The sequence below is a fragment of the Anaerovibrio sp. RM50 genome (genome assembly GCF_000622005.1).
In the GTDB taxonomy this organism is placed as follows: domain Bacteria; phylum Bacillota; class Negativicutes; order Selenomonadales; family Selenomonadaceae; genus Anaerovibrio.
On sequence record NZ_JHWV01000008.1, the window covers coordinates 1 to 23,914 of the forward strand.

Genomic DNA, 23,914 nt, shown 5'->3' on the forward strand with positions numbered 1-23,914 from the left:
TTCAAAGCATGTCTCGTGTCGCCCATTGCATTGATAATGGGCCTATGGAAGGTTTTTGGGGCATATTGAAAAGAGAATGTTATTATGGCAAACGCTTTACAGATAGACTCAGTCTAATACATACAATTAAATCCTATATTGCTTACTACAACAATAAACGTGTTCAGCGCAGCCTTGGCATTTTGACACCAATAGAAAAACATAATATGTATATGGCCGCATAAAAAAGGCCGACAGAACAATGGCTGTCGACCAAAGAAAATTTATATTTTTTTACTGTCCTCTTGACGGGTAGCAGTTCTTTTTCAGCGATTTCTGCTTTTTTAATAGCCCCCGCCCCTAATGTAGTGGCAAAAGCTGTTCTATTTCTTCTTTGAAGCCTCGTATTCAGGAATAATTCTTTTTTTGGCAATCTTCCCAGTGGAGGTTCTTGGCAGTGCCTCCACCTTATGGAATTCACGGGGTATCTTGTAAAGGGCCAGATTTTTCTGGAGATACTTCTTCAGTTCCCTTACATTGACCTCTTCTCCCTCGTTAACGGCATAGAAGCAGGCCCCCGCATTGCCACGGAGTTTGTCGGGAACACCCACCACGGCACATTCGGTGATGCCAGGATAATTGTAAACCAGCTCCTCGATTTCCCGTGGATACACGTTTTCACCCATGGATATAATGATATCTTTTATACGGTCCACCACGTAGAGGAAGCCCTCTTCGTCCTCACGGACCACATCCCCTGTATGGAACCAGCCATCATGCAATGCCTCCTCAGTGGCCTCCGGAAGGTTCCAGTAGCCCAGCATAACATTGTCGCCCTTCACTACCAGCTCTCCGGCCTCACCTCTGGCCATTTCCTGGTTGTCCCCGTTGACAATCTTATATTCAATGCCCTGCACCACAGGACCAATGGAGCCAATCTTGGCAGTGGCAGGGGAATTCATGGTAACCACAGGGGAAGTTTCCGATAAACCGTAGCCCTCGCAAAGGGTAATGCCAAAATTATCCTTGAAGTCCTGGGCAATCTTCAATGGCAAGGTGGTGCCGCCGCTGACCACCATGCGCAGGGTCCTCATATCCTCCGGCTTGGCCAGCTTATTCAAAAGGGCGCAGATACTTGGAACCACATGGGTATCGGTAACCCCATATTCACGAATAGTCTCAATGGTTTCCTTTGGTGTAAATTTATCCAAAATCACCATTTTGCCCCCCACGTAGAGAGGATACATAACGGACAGGGTCCAGCCAAAGCAATGATACATAGGCAGTATGCACAGCTCCACCAGCTTGTCGGTGCCATGGGCCACCTCATGGTACTGCTCATCATTGGCAATGATGTTTCTGTGGCAGAGAACTGCACCCTTTGGGTTGCCGGTGGTTCCGGAGGTGTAAATGATTACACATGGCTCTGTATCCTTAAAATCCTCAGGCAGCTTCGGAGCAGCAGGGCAATCCTTAGCCTGATAGCAATATCTGAGATCATGCTGCTGCACACTTGCGTCATACTTCAGTTCAGCCAAAGGCTCTGCAATATCCAGCTCCATATAGGTAAGCAAATGGACAATGCCGGCATCCTTAAGGATATAGGCTATCTCGCGATTGCTGAGCTGGAAGTTAATAGGCACAGCCAATGCCCCCAGGGACACGATGGCCACGTAGGCCAGGAGAATATCTGCGTTGTTGCGAGAGAAAAGACCAACCCGGTCTCCACGGCGCACCCCAATACTATATAGGTAGTTGCGGTACTCATTTACAGAATTCTGCAAATCCCTATATGTAAACTGACGCTCTTTATCAATAACAGCAACTGCATCGTCTTTACCACGATAAACCAAATCATGTATTAACATATAGCTTTTACACTCATCCTTCTACTATAATCTCTCATTATCTCTTTTTGTCTAACTAAAATAGTATAACAGAATTTCATCATATTGCCAATTAATTCATATTAAATACGGCGGACGATTTCAAACATCAAAACAAAAAATGAACCATAAAAATAATTAACTACAAACGATAATAAAATGGTATATATATGTGATATAATACTATAAAAAAAAGGAGGGTTTTATTTGAATGATTTGACTATTCGCCAAAAGCTATATATGGTATTTGGGTTGTTGCTGCTTATTATCACTGCAACCAACCTCTTTTCCGGATATAGTTTAAACAGCATTAACAATGGTGCTATGAGGATTGCTACAGAGCATCTTAATGGTGTTATGGCTGCATCCAATAGTAACCAGACCTTGACCGACTACCGTCAGGGTGAATATGGCATTTTCACGGCAACTACTCTGCCAAATAGGATTTATGCCATGCAGCAGACAAAAAAACTGGGGGATCAGCTGGACATTGCCTTTAAGGATATCGAACCAACCCTTACTGGTGAAAACGCAGCCCGCTTCCAGACCATAGTCAGCAACTGGCAGACCTATCGGAAAAACTCCGAAGCCATGATTAATCTGATTTCAGAGGGCAAACTGGCTGAGGCTGCTGTTATGCTTGATAAATCCAAGCAGGACTATCAGGTTATCAGCAACGATCTTACAACGCTCCTGGATGCACAGAAGGATTTTATCCACGCTGAAACAGCAGATGCAGAAGCAAAGTATGCTGTTACCAGAAATGCTTTAATCTTTACTTTTATAATAATCCTTGTTCTGTCCGCATTTATGGGCTGGTATCTCAGCTCCACTATTCAGAAGTCTATCACCTATCTGATGAATATCTCCAAGGAGATTGCAGGTGGTAACCTGACAGTGGATGTTTCCGCCAAAACCAACGACGAATTCGGTGAGCTGACAAATTCCTATAAGGATACAGTTCATAATCTCCGTACCCTTATTGGACATATTCATAAAACAGCGCAGGACGTTTCCGGATTTGCCAAGCAGCTTACGGAAAATGCTGAACAGTCTGCCCAGGCAACCAATCAGGTGGCTATGTCCATCACCAATGTGGCAGCCAATGCCAACATGCAGGAAAGTGCCGTAACCAATTCCTCAAATGATATCAACCTACTGGCTGAAAATCTTGAGGGTTTTGCAAATAAGGCTTCTGCCTCTAACGAGGCTGCCCATAATGTGCAGGACATTGCCAGCCATGGTGCAGAATCCATTGCTGATGCAGTCCGCCAGATGGAAGAAATCTCTGAGGCAGTTATCAAATCTGCTGAAGTTATCAAGCAGTTGGCTGAACGCTCCAACGAAATTGGTACCATCAGCGATACTATTGCAAGTATTGCGTCCCAGACAAATCTGTTGGCTCTGAATGCTGCTATCGAGGCTGCCCGTGCCGGTGAAGCTGGCCGTGGCTTTGCGGTAGTTGCTGAGGAGGTCCGCAAGCTGGCTGAGGAATCCAACACCGCCGCGTTGCGTATTGCAGATTTGATTTCCGATATCCAGAAGGATACAGATCATGCTGTTAACCGTATGAATCGTGGCACCGAGGTTGTGAAGGCTGGTCAGGAGGTTGTCACCAACGCCGGTGATGCCTTCAATCAGATTGTTAGTGCTGTTGAGAACCTGGCTGAGCATTCCCGTGATATTCTTAACGAGGCCACCAGCTCCTCCTCCAACGCCGCCAACCTGGTTAGCAACATGGCTGCACTTGAGAAGACTGGCAGAGAAGTGGCCTCTGAAACCGAATCCGTATCTGCAGCTACTGAAGAACAGGCAGCTTCCATGGACGAAATCGCCAATGCCAGCCGCAAGATGGCAGAGCTCTCTGTTGACCTGCAGAATGCTACTGACAAATTTAAGATTTGATTGTCAAAAGGAGAGAATATTAAGTGAAAAAAATAATCGCTTTAGCATCACTTTTACTTCTTGTAGCAGCCTTTCTGGTTAGCGGATGCGGTTCTGACAACGGTTCCAACAAGAAAGTTGCTATAAGCTTTGCCAATTCATCTGCCAGCTGGCAGAAAAACGGCAACAGCGTGAAGGAAGATCTGGAAAAAGAGGGCTTCCAGGTTGATCTGCAGTTTGCTGATACCGAGGATCAGCAGATTGAACAGATTAAAAAGATGATTCAGGACCATCCTGGCTGTCTCGTTATTGGCGCAGTAAATGGTGAAAAGCTCACCGAGGTTTTAAAAAACGCAAAGGCTGAAAACATTCCTGTCATTGCCTATGACCGCCTGATTATGAACACTGATGCCGTATCCTACTATGCTTCTTTCGATAATGAGGCTGTTGGTAAGGCCATGAGTGAATATCTGGTGGCAGCTCTTAACCTCAAATCCGGTGCTGGACCTTACAACATTGAGGTATTTGCCGGCGATCCAAAGGATAACAATGCTCACATGTTCTTTACCGGTTCCATGGAGGTGCTTAAGCCATACTTCGATAATGGTCAGCTTGTGAGCCGCAGTAATGAAACCAGTTTCGAGCAGGCTGCCACCAAGGATTGGGACGGCAAGAATGCTCAGGCCCGCATGGACAAGCTCATCAGCACCTACTATGCCGATGGTAATCTGGCAGCTGTACTTGCTCCAAATGACGGCTGTGCCGCTGGCATCCGTGCTTCTTTACAGGCAAATTATCACGGTGCTTGGCCACTTATTACCGGACAGGATGCCGAAGCCAGTGCTATTGAGGCCATCCGCTCTGGTACCCAGGCTATTACCATTTATAAATCCTCAGATGACCTTAATGCTAAGTGTATCCGCATGATTAAGGCCGTAGTTGAGGGAACTCAGCCTGCCATCAATGACAAAACAACCTACAATAATGGTGTTATGACTGTTCCGGCTTATTTGTGTATTCCAATGATAATCGACAAGGACAACACAAATCTCGTAAAATAATAATCTGTTTTGTACGTAGAAAACGCCTTGACTCAGTGAGCCAAGGCGTTTTAAGCTTGTCATTGTTGTTTATTTTTGGAATCAGTCACTAGCAACAGTATTTTCAATAGCCACATACTTCAACATGATATGACCGCTGGTTCTGTTGGTAGCAAGTGGTACATTGTGAACATCACAAAGTCTGAGCAGTGCGTTAATATCAGGCTCGTGAGGCTGAGAGGTAAGCGGATCGCGAAGGAAGATTACATAATCCACCTCGCCGGTTGCAACCTTTGCACCAATCTGCTGGTCACCGCCAAGAGGACCAGACATCATGGTCTCAACATCAATACCGTACTTTTCCTTGATTCTGGTACCAGTGGTATTGGTAGCAATCAAGTGGCAGCCCTTCAGTAAATCAATATGCTGCTCAACAAACTCCAGCATTTCTTCCTTTTTCTTATCATGAGCAATCAGTGCAATAGTCTGCATGAAAATCAACCTCTTTTCTTTTCCTATTCTTGTACGGTAAGAAATATACCATGAAAGCATGAAAAAACTATGTAAAAAGTCTGATTTTGCTTCCAAAGTTAATTATACATCAGTTGCAGCCTATTTAACACCGTTTTTTAAACTTAATCCATTTTGAAATTCTCAACGGATTGCAGCATCTCCTTGGCCATGTTAGCCAAAACGCCGCTGGAGCTTTCGATCTCGCTCATGGTGGCAGTCAGCTCCTCGCTGGCGGCAGATACGCTCTCCGCCTCGGAGGAAACAGAGGAACTCTTTACAGACACGGACTGTATAGCTTCCTGAATAGTCTTGGTATTCTCATTAAGGGAATTAACGATATTGTTCATTTCCTCGGATTCTTCCACTACCTTGCGGACCATTTCCGCAATCTCATTGAAACTGGCACCGGATTCCTGAACTACCTTGGTTCCTGCCTCCACCTGGCTTACCCCCTCCTGCATTACTCCCACAGCCTTCTGGCTCTTGGCCTGAATGGAGGTAATGAGTCCGGCAATTTCACCGGCAGATTCACTGGACTGCTCAGCCAGCTTTCTGACTTCATCGGCTACAACGGCGAAGCCACGACCATGCTCTCCTGCCCGGGCTGCCTCAATGGCGGCATTAAGGGCCAGCAGATTAGTCTGGGCGGCAATGGAGGATATGGTATCAACAATCTTGCCAATTCGGTCAGATTCCTCACCCAGCTCAGTGATTACGCCTGCGGACTGCATAACTGAGGACTGAATCAGCTTCATCTGCTCCACGGCCCCATCAACGGTCTTGGCCTCAGCAACGGCCTTGTCCTGGGTAACCTTTACTACTTCGCTGGAATGCTGAATTGTATTTACAAAGTTGGTCATGTGCTGTCCCAAGGTATCCACCTGGCCGTTGGCAGTCTCAATTTCAGTAAACTGCTCTGAACAGTTTCCTGCAACATTTACCATGGAATTTGCCACGGAACTTGATACCTCGGAGGACTGGCTGGCATTTGTATTGAGCTGCCCGGCGGAATCAGTAACCTGCTGGGCAGTGGCCACAACTTTCTTCATCATATTGCTGATATTTGACTGAAGGGTCCGCATGGCCTGGCGCATTTCGCCGATTTCATCATTGGAATCAAATCTGGCATCATCGCCTCTGTCGGTGCGGAAATCACCCGTGGCAAATACCTTAAGACGGTCAGTCACCGTAAGAATTGGCTGGGTAATTTTATTTGCAAATACATAACCAATACCAATGAACAGAATCTGCAGCACAAGAACGAAAATACCCATCTTAATGAGGCTGGCCCATAATGCGGCATTAGCAGTTTCTTCCTGCTGGGCCACCATGTTATCAATGTAATCAATCCAGACCCCTGTGCCCAGAACCCACTGATAAGGAGCAAAGGATACAGTATAATTACGCTTTGGAAGAGGAGTATCCTCACCTGGCTTGGCAAACATCAGGTCAGTAAAGCCGCCTCCTTCCTTGCGGCCATTCTTGATCATTTCCTCGATAAAACGGACACCATTTGGATCCACTGAATTTATACGGCTCTTACCTTCTGTTGGACGTCCAAGAAGAACCACATTAACCCCCTCATAGGTATCAATCCAGAAATATCCGGCACCATTGTCATAGCGCATGGCCCTTACCCGGTCTGCAGCCTCTTTCCTGGCCTGTTCCTCAGTAAGAGTGCCATTTTGCTGGAGGCCGTATACATAATTAATTACGGATACTGCACTTTCAGTCTGGTCCTTTAATTGCTTCTCAATATCCTGGGTCAATGTTTCACGGTAGGCCTCCACCTGCCGCTTTGATTCATCCACCATGCTGTAGACCATCATTATGCCAATGCACAAAGTGGTCAGCAAGGATATGGCTACCACCACAAAAATTACCTTGTTCCTTAGTGACATCTTCATCTTACTTCCCCCTTAAACCTTCCATCGGGTATTCCTATACCTGTCACAAAAATACTCACATCATCCCTAATTGTCTTATGATTTCTACAGACTTGTAGGAAATCCCTCTTTTATTTTTTAAAAGAATTGTAAATTTTTTATGGTTAAACTTAATTTGTACAATAAATAATAAAAAAATGTTTGTCATCTGACAAATTATTTTAACTTTTTGTCCTTTATAAAACCTTCCAAAGGGTTGTCATTCCTAGTTTTTGCTTATAAAATCAGCATATCAGCCAAAATATTTGCAAAATTGTGTAGATTTATTGAATTAAATTATATATAATGGTCTTATAAATTTAAAGATTTTTTACACGGAGCTATATTTTTTACAGTAAGGAGAATTGATGTTATGGAGGATATAAAGGAGGACAGCGGGAAAACGCTGGTTGAACTCACAACAGACAGGATTATCGATTATATCACTTCCAGACAGCTGAAGCCCGGCGACAAGGTGCCTACCGAAGCAGAATTCCTTGATAAATTCGCTGTCAGCCGCGGTACTTTGCGTGAGGCTTTCAAAGTCCTGATTGCCCGTAATATTTTGGAGAGCCGCCAGGGGGCCGGAACCTTTATCTCCGAAAAACAGGGGATTCCCGATGACCCATTGGGGCTCACCTTTATCTACGATGACCAGATGCTGGCCCTGGACATGATTGACTTACGTCTGATGATTGAACCAAAGGCCGCACAGTTGGCTGCGGTAAATGCCACTGAGGACCAAAAACAGGCCCTTATTGACATGATGAATGTGCTTGAGGATCGTATCAACAAGGGCGAATCCTACGTGGCTGAGGACGGCAAGTTCCATCAGCTTATTGCTGAGGCCACCGGCAACAAAATCATTGGTAACCTTACCTATATTCTCTTTTCTTCCATTGAAAAGAACATTGAACTGACCCTTAACAACCTCAGTGTGTCAAATACCCTTTATTACCATCGCCGTATTTTAAAGGCTATTCTGGAAGGCAAGATTTTTGATGCCTACAATGCCATGACCAACCATTTGAGTCTGATACGTGAATACATGGTCAAAGACTATGAGGAAAAGCAAAATAAAAAGGAGCAGGACCAGATTTAATTTGACCCTATGACTTTTCAATTACCTACCAACTTCAACAGTGCTGTTTTTGCACAAAATATTATTGCCGGCATTGGCTTTATTCCGGTAAACTTTCATTTTCCGGGAGTCAATCCCAACTCAGATACCTGTATTGCCTATGGGTTGAAAAAATTCACCAGTTTCAGCCCCATAGATGAGCAGGTTCTGTTTTTCTACGATGACGGCGATATGAAGGCCCCCAACAAGGGCTTTCTTCTGACAACCAAGGGAATGCACATTTTGGGCTACCCTTGGTTTATTCCTATGGAACGGTTTATTGGCAGCAATATACAGCTCACCAGATCTCAGTTTGGCTTTGATCTCACCATGTACTATGCCCAGGGCATCACCCCAGCATCAGATACATATAAGATATATGTACCCAACGATATGCTGATACCGGTGCTGAGAATGGTATTTCAGAAGTTGGGCTCCGATGACCCCATGGCCCCTGTAGTCAAGGTTGCCCCGGTGATATCAATGGCTTCCGCCACCTCCGTTACATGTCCTTCATGCCAGGCTCCCGCCAAGGCGGGGCAGAAGTTCTGCATGAGCTGCGGCACAGCCATACCCGCCGAAAACAGGGAAACACGGGTAAAAAAATTCTGTACCAGCTGCGGTGCCAAGCTTCTGCCGGGGGCAAAGTTTTGCCAGAGCTGCGGTACAAAGCTATATTAAAAGCAAGCATCAAAAAAGCGGCTTGAATCTGCAATGAAACAGATTTTAGCCGCTTTTCGCGTTTTTAGTTAAAAAATATCAGATTTGAATCTGTTGTATTCCATCAAGGGAACATCAGCGGGTCATCGCCGTACTGGTTAGGGCCATCGGTGCCCCTGAAGAACAGCAGATAGATACCCAGGAATAAATTCACAAAAGGAACCAAAGTGCCAATTGCCAGCCAGCCCGGCTTATCCAGGTCATGGCAGCGCTTCATGGCATTCATGTAGGAAAGAACAAACACCGGAATACAGAAGATATAGCCCAATCCCTCGGAAGCATCCTCGCTAAAGTCCATGGCAAGGCCCAGCATAGCGCCTATCATGGCCAAAGCAAAGGCTGCAAGACCAAAAGCCAGACCACGAAGGAAATATCTCTGTCTGTTCAGACGGCCAGTATAGGTGGTCCACTTAAAGGCCTGAATAATATTATCCGGCTTCGGCCCGGCGTTGTAACCGCCATACTGTGGCTGCTGATAGCCAGGCTGCTGAAAACCGCCCTGCTGCCCATAAGGATTATAACCATTTGGCTGCCCCTGATTATAGCCGTTCATAGGCTGCTGAGGCGGAACAGGCTGATATGGATTCTGCTGCATTGGCTGCTGCGGCTGAGGCTGAGGCTGAATTGGCTGCTGAACCACTGGCTGTGGCTGTGGTGCCCCCTGAGGCTGGGTATTAAAATTCTGGCCGCACTCAGGGCAGAAGGCTACACTGTCATCCACCTTTTCCCCGCAGTTAGGACAATACTTCGACATACTATCATCTCCAATTTAAAAATACATTTGTAATTATACCATTTTATTCATAGGGACTTCTCTTGATAATTAGTCCCATTCTTGGTGCCGCCAAATTAAGCTTGGCCCGTATAATTCTCCGAAGGGATTCATTTATCCTCTCTTCAGATATTTTACCCGTTCTTACGGCTTCAAGCAATGCTTCCGCCGTTTCCTTCTGATTTTCGTATACATGACAGGACATTACCATATCAACACCAGCCAGAACGGACATCACTGCCGCATCCCCAGGCTTGTAATGTCTGGCCACTGCCCCCATACCAAGATCATCAGTAACAATAATGCCATTATAGCCCAGCTTCTCCCGAAGGAGATTCGTCATAATCTCCGGGGACAGGCTGGCGGGAGTTTCACCGCTGATCTTTGAATATATCACGTGGGAAACCATAATCATCTGCTTGTCATTGGTATTTCTGTTTATCACCCGCACAAATGGGGCAATATCCGTGTCGTTCAGCTCCTCAGGGGTGGCATCCACCACCACGCTGTCGTTGTGGGTATCGGTTTTCCCCCGTCCTATGCCCGGAAAATGCTTCAGAGAATACAGCATACCGCTTTCCTCATAGCCTATGGAAGCCTGCTCCACGTAATCTGCCGCCACCTTTGGATCATGGCTGTAATGGCGGTCCTTAAAGGAACCCAAATCCGCCACCGGGGCAAAATTCAGGTTAAAGCCATATTCCTTCAGCTGTGGAGAAATCTTCATAGCCCATTCCTTTGCCAGCTCAGGCGGTCCGGACTGGGCAATGGAAAGCTGTGATGGGGGAGGCGGTACGATATGCCGCATACGGGCCACAAGGCCCCCCTCCTCATCAATGGCTATAAACAGAGGCAGCTTGCTGCCCCCCACCGTCTGAAGCTGATCATTAAGGGTCTGGATCTGGGAGGGATTTACCAGATTGAAATCGAATTCCACCAACCCACCAAAATGGTATCTGTCAAAGAGCCCCTGGGCAGTGGCATCCAGCTCCGTACCGGCTACACCCACCAAAATCATCTGGCCCACCTTTTCCTCAAGGGTCATGCCCTCAAGAATTTCCTCCACCTTCTGGCCCTGGGAAAGGGAGCCATCAGCGGCTATGGTCTTGAAATCCCTGGGGGTTTTGTTGTAACACCCGGACAGGGCCAGTGTCATGACCAGTATGACCAGCAGACAGATGCCCTGAATAAATCTGTGACCTCTATTAATATTCATCTTCCCCGTCATCGAAGTCATCATAAAATTCGTCCTCATAATAACGACGTCTAAATTCCTCTTTTACAAGCTTTTCCAGCTTTGGATCTATATCAAAGAGCATCACTGCGTCCACAAGATTATCAAATACCATATCAGGCACCGAATCCATAATGCCCTTGCTGGTGACGTATTTAATAAATTCCTCTGCTGCCCCCTTGTCCTCCACCAGACTGTCCGCAATTGACTCCAGCATATCCTGCCGCTCATCCCTGCCCTTATTTTTATGTGGCATGGACTCAGAGCTTTCATAAACCCTGCCCAGCTCGTGTTCAACCTCGTCCTCGGAAAAGCCCTGGGCCAACATCCATTGGGAGTGAATATCACAGCGGAAATCATCCAGCTCCGGAATGGCCTCACGGCGGTCCAGCTTAATGCCAAGCTTGCTGCAAAGGCCCTTAAGAAGGGCTTCCGTGGCATCATTGCGAACCCTGATGCTCATAGGCCGTCCCATTTCCATAATGGTATTCATAAGACACTGGGTAATATTCCCGTAAAGGTCCCTGTCAGAGGTACTTGTTTCCATCAAAAGCATTTCCCCGCTGGCTTCGTCAAATAGCGCCAGCATCTCCGGGAAATAAGGTGCCTTCACGGCCTCCCCGTACTCATTCATCTGGGCGTCCTCATTAATGAGAGCCTCCGGCAGGCTGCCCTCGTCAGCCACCCATATAGCGCCAGTTTTTTTCGCCTTCTTCATACGGGCAATCTGCAAATCATTCCACTTTGGCTGATAGTGCTTCCGTTTATTCAAAGCAGCAAGCTCCACCACATCATGGGTGAACTTCAGACCATTAATACAAATGGAAGGAATGGATAGACGCTTGTCCTGGGTATGGAGACGTACATCCAATATAAGGCTGTCCATATCCTCACCGGAGTGAATCAGCTCCAGCACCTTAAGCACGGCCTGCAAACAGCAGATGGTGTTCTCCACATCCGCCTTGTCACGATACATCCATGTTCTGTACTGGGAGGTGGTGGTGCGGAACACGGGATAGAAGCCGCTGCCGCTTGGCTTCAGTTCCTTCCTTTTCAGATAGCTCTGCATATCCTCCAGCTCAGAAGGCGCCATGGCCGCCTTGTTTTCAAAGGAAAGAATATAGGCCTCCTGCTCCACCAGATAATCCACCTTGTTGTAGAAATTAATCTGTGGAGCATGTACCATCCGCAAATAAGCCTGCACGCTCTGTTCACTGTTGTGAATCCACAGGGAAGGCTTCCCGGAGGCTCCCCCGAAAACCTGACAGAACCGTGGCTTGCCATCCGGCAGCACAATGGCAAAAAACTGGGCCGGATGCAGCATTTTCCATGGCTTTGCGGACTTTAGTTTAAAAGCCAGATCAAATAATTTATCTGGTAAAATTCCCATAGTACACTCCTCGTCGACATTAATCTCCCCTATATATTCTAAGCCTTATTGGGAAATGATAATTAATTTATTCTGTTAATTATACCACAAAATGGGATATCTTGACATTTTTTAAATGTATTAATAGGTATTGATTAAGTCATTTAGCCCTATTTACGATATAACGAGAAGAAGATATTTCCCACAGAAGGGCTAAGTGGAAGATTTTTCTTCTATTTGAAAAAGAAAAATTTGAACAATTGCGTTATAATTGTATAAGGAAGAAAGGATGGTGCGATATGGCTTTTATTGATAACAGCATGGACATAATGATGCAGCTGAACAGTCTTATGGGAAACAGCGCAATCAGCAATATTGCCAAAAGTTCCAAAAGTACCTCCGCGACGGAAACGGAGGAATCAAAATCCTTTGCAGACGTTTGGAGCAAAATCCAAAAGGAGCAGCAGGAATTTGAGGACATTTTGGATAAAGTGGATCTGGCCCAATATCAGTTGTCCCTTCAGGACGCCTTCTGGTCCAGCCAGGCCGATGCCATGAAGCATTTGAGAAACTATACCCAGCGCCATCAGCGGGCCTATGCCCAGGAAGCCATGGGGGCCATAACCACCGGGGTACTGAAGCTGAATATGCTCAATAACCCACTTTACAGCATCAACATGGACCCACAGCTTACCCAGGACCTCAGCAAGCAGCTCCAGACCGCACTGACTGAGGTTATGATGAGCAGTATCCAGAGCACCGGCTCCTGGATGTCATATTGATTTACAAAAAATTTCATAGCACAGGAGAAAGACCATGAGCAAGAAGAAAAACAGTGCCAATACGTCCTTTATCTTTAATATCGCCCACAAAGTGCTGACTCCACTGAACGCTATGGCGGAGTTCACCAATGAGCTGGAAAACAATCTTAAGGATGAGGAAAAGGCACGGGAATATATCAAGAAAATCAGAAATTCCCACGACTTCATGCGTACCCTTATTAACAACGTGCTGGAAACGGCCCGCCTGGAAAGCGGTATAGCTACCATAGAAGAGGCCTATGGCAATATTAACATCCTGCTGAAGGCCGTAACCAAGGAATTTAAGGGGCTCATGAAGAAAAAGAATATCCAGTTCTCCACCAATGTTGATGTAAAGCACCCGGATATTATGGTGGACTTTGCCAAGGTAAAAGGAATTCTGCTTAATCTTATAAGCAATGCCCATAAATATACTCCTGAGGGGGGTAAAATAACCGTTTCCATAAAGGAATTGGACTGTGATAAGCCAGATTATGCCCTTTATCAGACCACCATTTCCGATACTGGCGAGGGAATTCCCCAGGAGGTTCTGCCTTTTATTTTTGATGCTTTTACCACCAGCGGCCCTGCACCTCAGGGGGGAGCCTTCAGCACCGGTCTGGGCATGCATATTGTAAAGGAACTGGTAACTATCCTGGATGGTACCATTGATGTAAAAAGCCGCGACGGGGAGGGAACGGATTTCATCGTCACCATTCCCCACCGCATAAATACCCAGATTACCCACGATATGCGGATTCTCCTGGCAGAAGACAATGAACTGAACGCAGATATTGCCATTGCCCTTCTGGAGGACAGAGGCTTTACCGTGGAACGGGCATGTGACGGAAAGCAGTGTGTGGACATGCTGCGGGAATCGGAGCCGGGCTATTACGACATTATATTAATGGACGTGGAAATGCCTTATGTAAACGGTCATCAGGCCACAAAAATTATCCGCCGCATAAAGGAGCCGGCCCACAGTACCATTCCTATTATTGCCATGACCGCCAATGCCTCCGATGCTGACAAGCGGGAGACGTTGCTGGTGGGCATGAATGCCCATGTGGCAAAGCCATTTGACGTGGATAAGCTCTATGCCACCATCTTCAACGTGCTGGCCCACAAAAACTATTATATCCAGACAGACGGTCTGGAAACCTTCAGGAAAAAATACACCAAGCTGGGCTGCAAATGCGGTTTCTTCATTTACCATGTGGACTGGGATGAAACCATCACCTACGCCGATCAGGGCACCGCAGAAATCTTCGGCTGTGCCAACGAGGAAGAATTCCTCAAGCTGGTGGGAGGCACCTTCAAAACCCTGGTTCACGCCAATGACATTGAACAGGTGCAAAAGGCCATTAATCAGCAGCAGGAGGAATCCTCACTGAACCTTGATCTGGTGGACTATGATGTTATCCGGAAGGACGGCCAAATCCGCCACCTGGCAGACATCGGCTACAAGGTATTCGACGGCGAGCGCCTTGTTTACTTCGTGTATATTGCTGATATTACTGATATAAACCAAAAGCAGCAGTAATAACTTTTACTCCCATGAAAAAATGCTGGAATCAAATTTGATTCCAGCATTTTTAATTTATCCTATTTTTACCTTCCCCACCAGCTCGGATACGTGGCTGAGGTTGTGCTCTTCCAGATACTTGTCTATGCCTTCGGCCACGCGGACTACGGCATCCGGGTGGACGAAATTTTCTGCCCCTACGGCCACGGTGGAAGCACCGGCCAGGAGGAACTCAATGGCATCCTCGGCAGTGGCAATGCCCCCCAGTCCCATAATAGGGATTTTTACCGTATGGGCCACCTGATATACCATGCGCACTGCAATGGGCTTAACTGCAGGGCCGGAGAGGCCGCCGGTTACATTGCCCAGAAGTGGCTTCCATGTGTTAATGTCTATTACCATGCCCGTAAGGGTGTTAATTAGGGCCAATGCATCTGCCCCTGCTTCCTCCACGGCCCTGGCCATAACTGTAATATCCGTAACGTTTGGTGAAAGCTTCACGATGACTGGCTTTTTGGTATGGGCCTTGACCTCTTTTGTCACCGCCGCAGCAGCCTTGGGGTCAGTGCCGAATACAATGCCCCCCTCCTTCACGTTAGGGCAGGAAATGTTCACCTCAATGCCGTCAACCCCGTCCACGTCCAGCTTTTCAGCCATTATGCCATAGTCCTCCACGGAGCTGCCGGAGAAATTGGCAATAAAGGCGGTATTTGGTGCCTCTTTTCGCACCTTGGGGAGAATATCCCTTAAAAATACGTCTATGCCAGGGTTTTCCAGGCCGATGCAGTTCAGCATCCCCGACGGGGTTTCGGCAATACGCACCCCTTCATTGCCAGCCCTTGGCAAAGGTGTCAGCCCCTTGGAAATAATGGCCCCCACCTGATCAAGATCGAGGAAATCACTGTATTCAACGCCAAAGCCGAAGGTTCCCGAGGCTCCCATAACAGGGGTTGTCATTTTAATACCGGCAAAATCAGTTGCCAAGCGCGTAATATTCATCAGCCAAATACCTCCTCAGCATCAAATACTGGGCCGTCACCGCATACCTTCCAGCGTTTGCCGCTCTTGCCCTCAAAGGTGCAGCCAAGGCACACCCCAAAGCCGCAGGCCATGCGCTTTTCAAGGGATACCTCACACTCAATGCCCTGTTTTATAGCCAGCTCAGCGATACCCTTCATCATAACAGTAGGACCGCAAACCTTGATATGACTAATATCCGGATAATCCTTCAAGATATCCGGAATGGCGTCAATGGCAAAGCCCTTGCGGCCGTAAGATCCGTCATCTGTGGTATATACCAGCTTTTCAGCGAAATTTTCCACGAAATCGCTCCAGAAAAGCTCCTTGTGATTGCGTACACCAAAAAGAATTACTGGCTTTGGTCCCTCCAGGTCCTTTGCCAAATGGCGGGCAGTATAAATAATAGGTGCAATGCCTACGCCGCCCCCGATAAGGAGGGTTCTGCCTTCATTTTTAAAGGAAAAGCCCCTTCCCAAAGGACCTTCCACGCTGATGGGAGCTCCCTCCTCCAGCTGGGCCAACTCCTTTGTGCCCTTGCCGGCCTTGCGGTATATGAGAAGCAGCAGGCCCTGATCCTTGTCCACGTCTGCCACACCAAAGGGACGACGAAGGTAGGTGCTGCCCATTTCATTTTTTATCATTACAAACTGGCCTGGCTCTGCCAAAGACACTATCTCAGGGCACTCCAGCACCAGGGCGTTCACATCGGCGGATAATTCCCAGTTGGAAACGATATTGCCAATCTCCACTAATTTTTGAGTTTCGTTCATTTCGCAATCACCTCATTTAATAATTAAACCATATTACCAGCTTTTTTGCCACCTTCTGCCTCTGAAAATCAGGCCGCCTTCCCCAATAGAGTCAGTACTATGCCCTTGTGCAAAAAGAAACAGCCGCCCCCACGAAAGGGACGGCCATTATATATATTGCCATTCTATATATTGTAGCTACACCAATTTTATACCCTGAACTTGCCCATGGCAGTCTGCAAATCGGTGGCCAGATTGGACAGTGCATTGGCTGCTGCTGCGATTTCCTCACTGGAGGCGGACTGTTCCTCAGCTGCTGCGGAAATGGTCTGGGTCTCCTCGGAGGTATCACGGCAAACCTTGTCGATATTATCCATGGAGCCCACCACATCCTGCATGCCCTTGGAAACGGTCTGAACAGCAGAATTGATTTCCTCCATGTCATTCTTGATGGAAGCAACCCTTGTGGTAATATCCTTGAACTGCTCGCCCACCTCGCGGATAGCCTGGGTACCCAGTGCCACCTCATTGGTGCCGGATTCCATGGCCTTAACTGCTTCCTCAGTATCACCTTGAATAACGGAAATACGGTTCTTGATCTGCTCAGCAGACTCCTGGGACTGCTCAGCAAGCTTTCTGACTTCCTCAGCTACTACAGCGAAGCCACGGCCGGCTTCACCAGCTCTGGCTGCCTCAATGGCCGCATTAAGAGCCAACAAGTTGGTCTGATCAGCAATGGAGGAAATACTGTCAACGATTTCCCCGATCTGGGCAGAATTTTCGCCCAGCTTTTTAACAACCTCTGCAGAATTGGCAACGCTCTTTTCAATGTTGTTAATCTTATCCATAGCGTTCTGCATGAGCTGGGCACCATTATCGGCTGCCCCGGCCATCTGCTCTGTATTATCCGTAACCACACTGGTCTTGTCCGTCATAACACTGATATCCCCAAAGGCACTGTCAATACTGCCCTTGGCCTCATCCATGCTTGAAAGCTGCTTTTCCATGCCGCCGGCCACGCCCACAACGGACTGGGCCACATGGGTTGCTGCCTCTGCCGCCTGCTGGGAGCTGGCTGTGAGCTCTTCACTGGAGGCCGCCACCTGCTCTGCAGTATTCATAGTCTGGGTTATAATGGCCTTCAAATTATGAAGCATGGTATTAAAGCCATCTGCCATCTGTCCCAGCTCATCATGGGAATCCACGGTGAGAGGATTAAGTCTGAGATTGCCCTGGGACATTTCCTTCATGTGGGCACCCAAAGCCTCGATTCTGGTAACCATATTGTTGGCCTGATATACAATACTGCCTACGCAAAGGGCAATCATAACAACGCAGACAAAAATCATAATCTTGGTAAGGGTTACAGCCGGTGCATTGATCTCTTCCTGTGGCATCTTAATGGCCAGCTTCCAGTTAACACCCGGCACAGTGGCGAAATAGAGATTATTTGCATCGTATTCAGTAATACCGCTTTCATTGCTGAGCATGGTCTGGGCCGCAGTTGCCAGGCTCTTGTTTTCATCCTCGGTGATTTTCACACCATTTTCCACGTCAGCAGAATTTTCGGAATAAACATAGGTACCATCAGATGTAACAAGGATTGCCTTGCCATTCTCTCCCACCTTGATGCTGCCCATAAGCTCACTGATTTCGTGGAGTGAGAAGTCTACTGTGATACAGCCCACATATTTCCCGGACAAATCAAAAATCGGTGCGGAGCAGGTGGACATAACCACCTTGGAGGTTGGGTCATAATAAGGGTCGGTAATCAGGGCATCTTCCTTGGTTACAGCCTTGGCATTTTTGTAATACTCCTGAGTGAAATAATTGTACTCAGCATTACTGTATTCATAGGTCTCCTTAACGGATCCCCCGTCCTTATACCAATATGGTCCCATATATTCCTGGGAAGCATCAAAGGCAAAAGGCTCAAACCAGATACCGCTGCCAAAGAAGAAATCATCATTCTGAATGGTCTTCCCTATAACAGCCTTAAAGGTGTCCATCGGGGTGTTCTTGTAGGTCGCCCCCACGAAGCGGGCTGTGTTCACCGCCGTGGAACGGGCCATGTCCAGCTTTTCATTAATGTAATTTACATTGGCCTTCAGCTCGGAATTCATGGTGTGCTCAATCTGAGTTCCCAGGCTCCCGCTGGAGGACACCACGGATACTATGGTAAGAATCAGCATGCCCAGAATTACAAAGGGCAGCATTCCCACCAGCATTTTTCCTTTGATACCCATACTATAGCCTCCTTATACAAAATTATTCCTTAATTAAATTTAATTAGCTCATTTAAAAATAATTCACTACTTTATACTTACTATTCCACACAAAAAAATAAACTCCTGCCAAAAAGCAGGAGTTTATTAGAATAATTATGGAAAAATCCATTTCAGCTTAACAGCAATGCATCGGAATTCAGCTCGCTGCCCGCCGCCTTCTCAAACATGGCCAGCAAGTCCTTGATGGTGAGGCTCTTCTTTTCCTCGCCACTGACATCAATAAGGATTTTGCCCTCATGGAGCATAATAAGACGGTTACCACAGGCCAGAGCGTCCCTCATGTTATGGGTAATCATCAATGTGGTGAGCTTACGGCTGTTTACTATATTATTGGTAAGCTCCAGCACCTGGGCCGCAGTCTTTGGGTCCAGGGCCGCTGTATGCTCGTCCAAAAGCAACAGCTTTGGCTCCACCATGGTAGCCATAAGGAGGGTCAGGGCCTGACGCTGGCCGCCGGAAAGAAGGCCCACCTTTGATTCCAGACGATCCTCAAGGCCAAGGTTAAGGGGCTTCAGCTGCTCACGGAAATAGGTACGCTGAGCCTCCGGGGCACTCCAGCGCAGGGTTGGGAACTGGCCACGGCGCGAAGCAATGGCAAGATTTTCCTCAATCTGCATATTGGCGGCAGTACCCATCATAGGGTCCTGAAATACGCGGCCAATGTACTTGGCCCGCTTGTGCTCCGGCAGCTTGGTTATATCCTTCCCGTCAATAACAATTTTACCCGTGTCCACCTTGAAGGTTCCCGCAATGGCATTCATAAGCGTAGATTTACCCGCGCCATTACCGCCGATGACCGTTACGAAATCCCCTGGTTTAAGGTGCAGTGACACACCCCGCAGGGCCACCTTTTCTGTAATGGTACCGGGATTAAAGGTTTTCTTGATATTTTCAATTTTAAGCATCCTGGGCCACCTTTCTCTTTTTCAGCTTGGCCTGGCACAGCGGCATGGAAAGAGCGGCTGCAACAAGAATGGCCGTAAACAGCTTCAAATCGTTTGGTGGCATACCCATCTGCAATACTATGGCAATAACTGCCCTATATACAATGGAGCCCAAAATTACGGAAATCAGGCAATTTTTGAAGCTTCTGGTACCAAAGAGCACCTCGCCGATAATTACAGAGGCAAGGCCAATAACGATGGTACCAACTCCCATGCCCACATCGGCAAAGCCGTTGGCCTGGGCCACAAGGGCTCCGGACACGGCCACCAGGGCATTGGAAATCAAAAGCCCCAAAATTACCGTAATATCAGTATTAATACCATTGGCCCGAATCATGTGAGGATTGCAGCCAGTGGCACGAATGGAGGCGCCAATCTCTGTGCCGAAAAACCAGTAGCACAAAACCCCGGTGAATACCACCACAGCAGCACCTATCACCAGAACCATGTTGCTGAGGGTCACATCAGGAATCCCAAACATGGTAAACACCGTCTCCACGTTCAGTAAAGAAAGATTAGCCTTTCCCATAACGTGCAAATTCACGGAGTACAGGGCTATCATGGTAAGAATCCCCGCCAAAAGGGCAGGAATCTTCAGCTTTGTACACAAAAAACCAGTTACAATGCCAGCCAACATGCCGGCAAAGGCCGCCACAAAAATGGAAAGAACGGGGTTCATGCCCCCCAGCATACAAGAGGCCGCCACAGCCGCCCCCAGGGGGAAGCTGCCCTCCACTGTCAAATCAGCAATATCCAGCACACGGAATGTAATATACACCCCGATGGCCAGCAGGGACCACAAGAGCCCCTGGGATATAGTAGGAATAATCAGATCCACGTCAATAACCTCAATTCAATACCTCGGCGTCCTTCAGCACGTCTGCAGGAATGGTGATGCCCAGCTTGTCAGCATTGGTCTTGTTTACTACGGCCTTCAGAACCTTGGCAAATTCAATCTTCATATCAGCTGGCTTGGACTTGCCATCAAGAATGTCCGCAGCCATGAAGCCGGACTGACGGCCCAGCTCATAATAGTCAACGCCGTAGGTTGCAAGACCGCCGGCCTTAACCATGTTGGACTCACCGCAGATAACTGGCTTCTTGGCAGCATCACATACGGAAATAAGGGTTGGCATGGAAGAAGCGATTACATTGTCGGTAGGAAGATAGAAGGCATCCACCTTGCCCACAAGACTCTGGGCAGCCTGCTGGATATCATTTACGTTGGAAATGGTAGCAGCCTCAACCTTCAGGCCCTTGGACTCGGCATATTCCTTCATGGTCTTGAACTGAATCTCGGAGTTAACCTCGCTGGAGGTATATACGCAGCCAATAGTCTTGGCATTAGGGCAAAGCTTAACCAGAAGGTCCACCTGATCCTTGATTGGATTCATATCGCTGGTGCCAGTTACGTTGCCACCAGGAGCCTCGTTGGACTTAACCAGCTTGGCACCAACGTAGTCGGTAATGGCAGAGCCCACAATTGGAATATCCTTGGTAAGGTTGGCCACAGTCTGGGCAGCCGGAGTTGCAATTGCATATATCAGATCCACGTGATTGCTTACAAAACGCTGGCCGATATTCTGCAGATTGGACTGGTCGGCCTGAGCATTCTGATTATCAATCTTCAGATTCTTGCCCTCTTCGTAGCCACGCTCCTTAAGGGCATCCCTAAAGCCCTTGTTGGCCGCATCCAGAGCATCATGCTCCACCAGCTGTACAATACCCACTGTTTTCTGGTCAGAAGCTGCCTGATTATTGGAGCCACAGCCCCCCAACAGCCCAAGGGAGAATACCGCAGCCATACCCAGGGCTGCCATTTTCATTTTCTTGGAAAAGAACATACATTATCACTCCTAATAGTATAAAAATAAAAAACCTAACACATATTATACATTATTGTTTCAAAAAAATAAATATTGTTCTCCCTATAAATACAAAATTATTTTTGATAAAGATATTTTTTCTAAAATCCTCCAATCGAGAACATATATAAATTAGGTTTTCCCCATCAAAAAAGGGCAGCTCATGGACTGCCCTTTTGGGTGAATAATTATTCATTATATGCTGGTATACTACTGCAGCAGGGATAAAACTGCACTGCCGTTCTGGTTGGCCTGTCCCAGCATGGACTGGGCTGTCTGCATAAGCACGTTGGCCTTGGTGTAGGCTGTAAAACTCTTGGCCATATCCGCATCACGGATAACGGACTCAGCAGATGTTACATTTTCGGTGGCAGTAGTAATATTGGCCGCCGTAAATTCCAGACGGCTCTCAATTGAACCAATTATGGTCTGCTGCTTCAGAGCACGGCTGATGGCCCTGTCAATAACGGTTATGGCAGAGGTGGCCTTTTGCTGGGTAGCCACGCTGACAGCGGTGCCATCGGCTTTTGTAAGGCCCAGGGCCTCACAGCGCATATCTGCAAGACCGATGCTGATGGTCTGGGAAGCCTTGGTGCCAATCTGGAAGTAGGCACTCTTTTCCGGCTCGGAATTTGCTGCCTCCTTGGCCATATAGCGAAGCACCATATAACCAGCAGCATAGGCGCTGTCATCGGAAGTATAACTATTTGAGTTTTCCAAAATATTCTTTAAGGTATCCGGGTCATTGGCCAGCTGCTGGATTTTTCCCTTGCGGTAATCATCAATACCGTGTACCAGCTCTGCCATACCTTCCTTAACATACAAAGGCAAGTCTTTAAAATTATTAATGTTGGCTGACATAAGGGCATGGGTCATCTCATGGGCCAGTGTACGGTCCAAATAAAGCTGGTTCGGGTTATTCTTCAATGCACCGTTTTTATCCGTGAGGTCAAGATTGTTGTAGTAGTGCATATTGACGGTCAGCTCAAGGCCTGTAGTAATATCACCAGTAAAATGGGATGTTACAGATGCCAATGTTCCATTATCTGCATCAGAGAAGTTTACATCAATGGACTTTACAGTTGTGCCGTTTTCCCAGAAATTAAGGGCAAAGGATTCATCCACCAGCCACATGCAGTTGGAGAGCCACTCATTATCCAACGCTGCACAAATTGCCTTTTTCATGGCATCATCACCACTGTCCGGCCAGTTCACCTGAAGTCCCCGTATCATGGTGCTTCCCGTAGGATTCCCCCCATAAGCTGGTTTTTCTTCCGGCACAACGGATTCAGCTGTTTTGGCCTTTTCCCCGCCAGCATCAAGGCCAGTAATGGAGCCAGTATCATCATTATTCAAGTTGATACCACAAACCTCCAGAAGGTCGCCGCCGCTTTTTCTAATGGCCTCCACACAGCTGTTTATAAGGGTCTTTTCATCCTTAAACATCCCTGAGGAACCATATTTTATAGCTGCATCCAAACGCTCCTGGGCTGTTCCGGATGTGCACCCATCCAAATAAGCCAGGAAGGAAACCATGGAATCCTGCTGGTCAGCCACAATATTGCCTCCCATAGCACCGTTTATCAAATACTTTCCATTAAAAGTAACCAAAGCATTATCATCGATCTGGTTCATAAGCTGATCCAGCTCTTTTTGAATAATGGCCCGGTCACTGTCCGTATTTGTATCATTGGCGGCATCAATAGCCTTGGCCTTGAAGGTTCTCAGGGCATCCACCGTGGAGGACACTGCCCCCTCTGCCACCTTCATCATACTGGAACCGTTCTGGGTGTTGGTAAGGGTAGCATCCAGACTTCTGATCTGCACCCTCATACGCTCACTGATGGCGTATGAGGAGGCATCATCCGCCGCACTGTTGATCTTCATGCCGGAGGAAACCTGCTGAAGCGACTTGGCAAAATCCTTGCTGTTCCGGCTCAGAACATTCAGGGTATTGATTGCCGACATATTATTTTTTACTACCATGGCCATAGCGTATCATCCTTTCTGCGCTATCCCCGTATTGCTGTAGGGAAATCATCCTTGTTTTAGCCATTTGATTTATAGCGGCATACACCGCTACTAATCTATGTATCGTTAAATTATTTCGTTAACTTAATATATGAAAGCAACTCCCCGCCATTTTTTGATTTTTGCTTTATTTTTTGCAGGAAACCGCCACAACGTGGCGAATTATTACGTATGGACAACCTTTTTAAGAAAATAATTAGTAGTTTATGTAACTGATATCAATACCGACATTTTAAGCGTTTGTGTGTTA

20 protein-coding genes and 1 pseudogene are annotated in these 23,914 nt (G+C 47.2%); 7 read left to right on the forward strand and 14 right to left on the reverse strand.

Going from position 1 to position 23,914, the window contains the following annotated elements:
• Nucleotides 1-224, forward strand: a 224-nt coding sequence (locus T525_RS0106035) for an IS3 family transposase (protein ID WP_027406471.1), incomplete at its 5' end; no start/stop codon positions are given.
• 138 nt (nucleotides 225-362) lie between these two features.
• On the opposite strand, the gene T525_RS0106040 is transcribed toward T525_RS0106035, so the two are convergent.
• The gene (locus T525_RS0106040; RefSeq protein ID WP_027406472.1) at nucleotides 363-1,847 is read right to left on the reverse strand and encodes a class I adenylate-forming enzyme family protein; all 1,485 of its coding nucleotides are present in this window, start codon (nucleotides 1,845-1,847) and stop codon (nucleotides 363-365) included.
• A 225-nt stretch (nucleotides 1,848-2,072) separates the two neighbouring features.
• Between T525_RS0106040 and T525_RS14410 the strand changes: the two genes are divergently transcribed.
• Together T525_RS14410 and T525_RS14415 are read left to right on the forward strand one after the other, a co-directional pair.
• Nucleotides 2,073-3,770 (forward strand): methyl-accepting chemotaxis protein, encoded by a 1,698-nt coding sequence (locus T525_RS14410; protein WP_051533448.1) that lies wholly within the window; start codon nucleotides 2,073-2,075, stop codon nucleotides 3,768-3,770.
• A gap of 23 nt (nucleotides 3,771-3,793) precedes the next feature.
• The gene (locus tag T525_RS14415) at nucleotides 3,794-4,810 is read left to right on the forward strand and encodes a sugar-binding protein (RefSeq protein WP_051533449.1); all 1,017 of its coding nucleotides are present in this window, start codon (nucleotides 3,794-3,796) and stop codon (nucleotides 4,808-4,810) included.
• 81 nt (nucleotides 4,811-4,891) lie between these two features.
• Here the strand turns inward: T525_RS14415 and T525_RS0106055 are convergent, their stop codons facing one another.
• A complete protein-coding gene (locus T525_RS0106055) occupies nucleotides 4,892-5,281 on the reverse strand; it encodes a methylglyoxal synthase (protein ID WP_027406473.1) in 390 nt (129 codons plus the stop codon).
• 143 nt (nucleotides 5,282-5,424) lie between these two features.
• Nucleotides 5,425-7,209, reverse strand: coding sequence for a methyl-accepting chemotaxis protein (locus tag T525_RS0106060; RefSeq protein ID WP_027406474.1), 1,785 nt, complete (start codon nucleotides 7,207-7,209; stop codon nucleotides 5,425-5,427).
• A gap of 391 nt (nucleotides 7,210-7,600) precedes the next feature.
• Here T525_RS0106060 and T525_RS0106065 point away from each other — a divergent pair, with 391 nt between their 5' ends.
• Together T525_RS0106065 and T525_RS15560 are read left to right on the forward strand one after the other, a co-directional pair.
• Nucleotides 7,601-8,329 carry a FadR/GntR family transcriptional regulator gene (locus T525_RS0106065; protein WP_037325314.1) on the forward strand — a complete coding sequence of 243 codons (729 nt, stop codon included), beginning with the start codon at nucleotides 7,601-7,603 and terminating at the stop codon, nucleotides 8,327-8,329.
• 9 nt (nucleotides 8,330-8,338) lie between these two features.
• The gene (locus T525_RS15560) at nucleotides 8,339-9,028 is read left to right on the forward strand and encodes a zinc ribbon domain-containing protein (protein ID WP_051533450.1); all 690 of its coding nucleotides are present in this window, start codon (nucleotides 8,339-8,341) and stop codon (nucleotides 9,026-9,028) included.
• A 103-nt stretch (nucleotides 9,029-9,131) separates the two neighbouring features.
• On the opposite strand, the gene T525_RS15565 is transcribed toward T525_RS15560, so the two are convergent.
• Genes T525_RS15565 through T525_RS0106085 form a run of 3 tightly spaced genes read right to left on the reverse strand, consistent with a single transcriptional unit; the run spans nucleotide 9,132 to nucleotide 12,463 of the window.
• The gene (locus T525_RS15565) at nucleotides 9,132-9,821 is read right to left on the reverse strand and encodes a DUF805 domain-containing protein (protein ID WP_051533451.1); all 690 of its coding nucleotides are present in this window, start codon (nucleotides 9,819-9,821) and stop codon (nucleotides 9,132-9,134) included.
• Nucleotides 9,822-9,864: 43 nt separating this feature from the next.
• A complete protein-coding gene (locus T525_RS14430; protein ID WP_198022635.1) occupies nucleotides 9,865-11,079 on the reverse strand; it encodes a glycoside hydrolase family 3 protein in 1,215 nt (404 codons plus the stop codon).
• Entirely contained in the window at nucleotides 11,045-12,463 is a 1,419-nt protein-coding gene (locus T525_RS0106085) for a hypothetical protein (protein ID WP_027406476.1), read from the reverse strand. The genes T525_RS14430 and T525_RS0106085 overlap by 35 nt, the downstream gene beginning before the upstream one ends.
• A gap of 278 nt (nucleotides 12,464-12,741) precedes the next feature.
• Here T525_RS0106085 and T525_RS0106090 point away from each other — a divergent pair, with 278 nt between their 5' ends.
• Together T525_RS0106090 and T525_RS14435 are read left to right on the forward strand one after the other, a co-directional pair.
• Entirely contained in the window at nucleotides 12,742-13,224 is a 483-nt protein-coding gene (locus T525_RS0106090; RefSeq protein ID WP_027406477.1) for a hypothetical protein, read from the forward strand.
• 34 nt (nucleotides 13,225-13,258) lie between these two features.
• A complete protein-coding gene (locus T525_RS14435; RefSeq protein ID WP_051533453.1) occupies nucleotides 13,259-14,785 on the forward strand; it encodes a response regulator in 1,527 nt (508 codons plus the stop codon).
• 57 nt (nucleotides 14,786-14,842) lie between these two features.
• Here T525_RS14435 and T525_RS0106100 read toward each other — a convergent pair whose 3' ends face one another.
• The 8 genes and pseudogenes from T525_RS0106100 to T525_RS16795 all read right to left on the reverse strand — a co-directional run.
• Nucleotides 14,843-15,766: a dihydroorotate dehydrogenase gene (locus T525_RS0106100; protein WP_027406478.1), complete on the reverse strand. Its 924-nt coding sequence runs from the start codon at nucleotides 15,764-15,766 to the stop codon at nucleotides 14,843-14,845.
• Nucleotides 15,766-16,557, reverse strand: coding sequence for a dihydroorotate dehydrogenase electron transfer subunit (locus tag T525_RS0106105; RefSeq protein WP_037325316.1), 792 nt, complete (start codon nucleotides 16,555-16,557; stop codon nucleotides 15,766-15,768). Before T525_RS0106105 ends, T525_RS0106100 begins: the two co-directional genes overlap by 1 nt.
• Nucleotides 16,558-16,745: 188 nt before the next feature.
• The gene (locus T525_RS14440) at nucleotides 16,746-18,782 is read right to left on the reverse strand and encodes a methyl-accepting chemotaxis protein (RefSeq protein WP_037325317.1); all 2,037 of its coding nucleotides are present in this window, start codon (nucleotides 18,780-18,782) and stop codon (nucleotides 16,746-16,748) included.
• Nucleotides 18,783-18,934: 152 nt separating this feature from the next.
• Entirely contained in the window at nucleotides 18,935-19,729 is a 795-nt protein-coding gene (locus T525_RS0106115; RefSeq protein ID WP_027406480.1) for an ABC transporter ATP-binding protein, read from the reverse strand.
• Nucleotides 19,722-20,606: an ABC transporter permease gene (locus T525_RS0106120; protein ID WP_027406481.1), complete on the reverse strand. Its 885-nt coding sequence runs from the start codon at nucleotides 20,604-20,606 to the stop codon at nucleotides 19,722-19,724. Before T525_RS0106120 ends, T525_RS0106115 begins: the two co-directional genes overlap by 8 nt.
• Nucleotides 20,607-20,616: 10 nt before the next feature.
• Nucleotides 20,617-21,612 carry an ABC transporter substrate-binding protein gene (locus T525_RS0106125; RefSeq protein WP_027406482.1) on the reverse strand — a complete coding sequence of 332 codons (996 nt, stop codon included), beginning with the start codon at nucleotides 21,610-21,612 and terminating at the stop codon, nucleotides 20,617-20,619.
• A 231-nt stretch (nucleotides 21,613-21,843) separates the two neighbouring features.
• Entirely contained in the window at nucleotides 21,844-23,205 is a 1,362-nt protein-coding gene (locus T525_RS16030) for a flagellin (RefSeq protein ID WP_369751940.1), read from the reverse strand.
• Nucleotides 23,206-23,625: pseudogene (locus tag T525_RS16795) on the reverse strand (flagellin); the annotation flags it as partial.
• Between the last annotated feature and the right edge of the window lie 289 nt (nucleotides 23,626-23,914).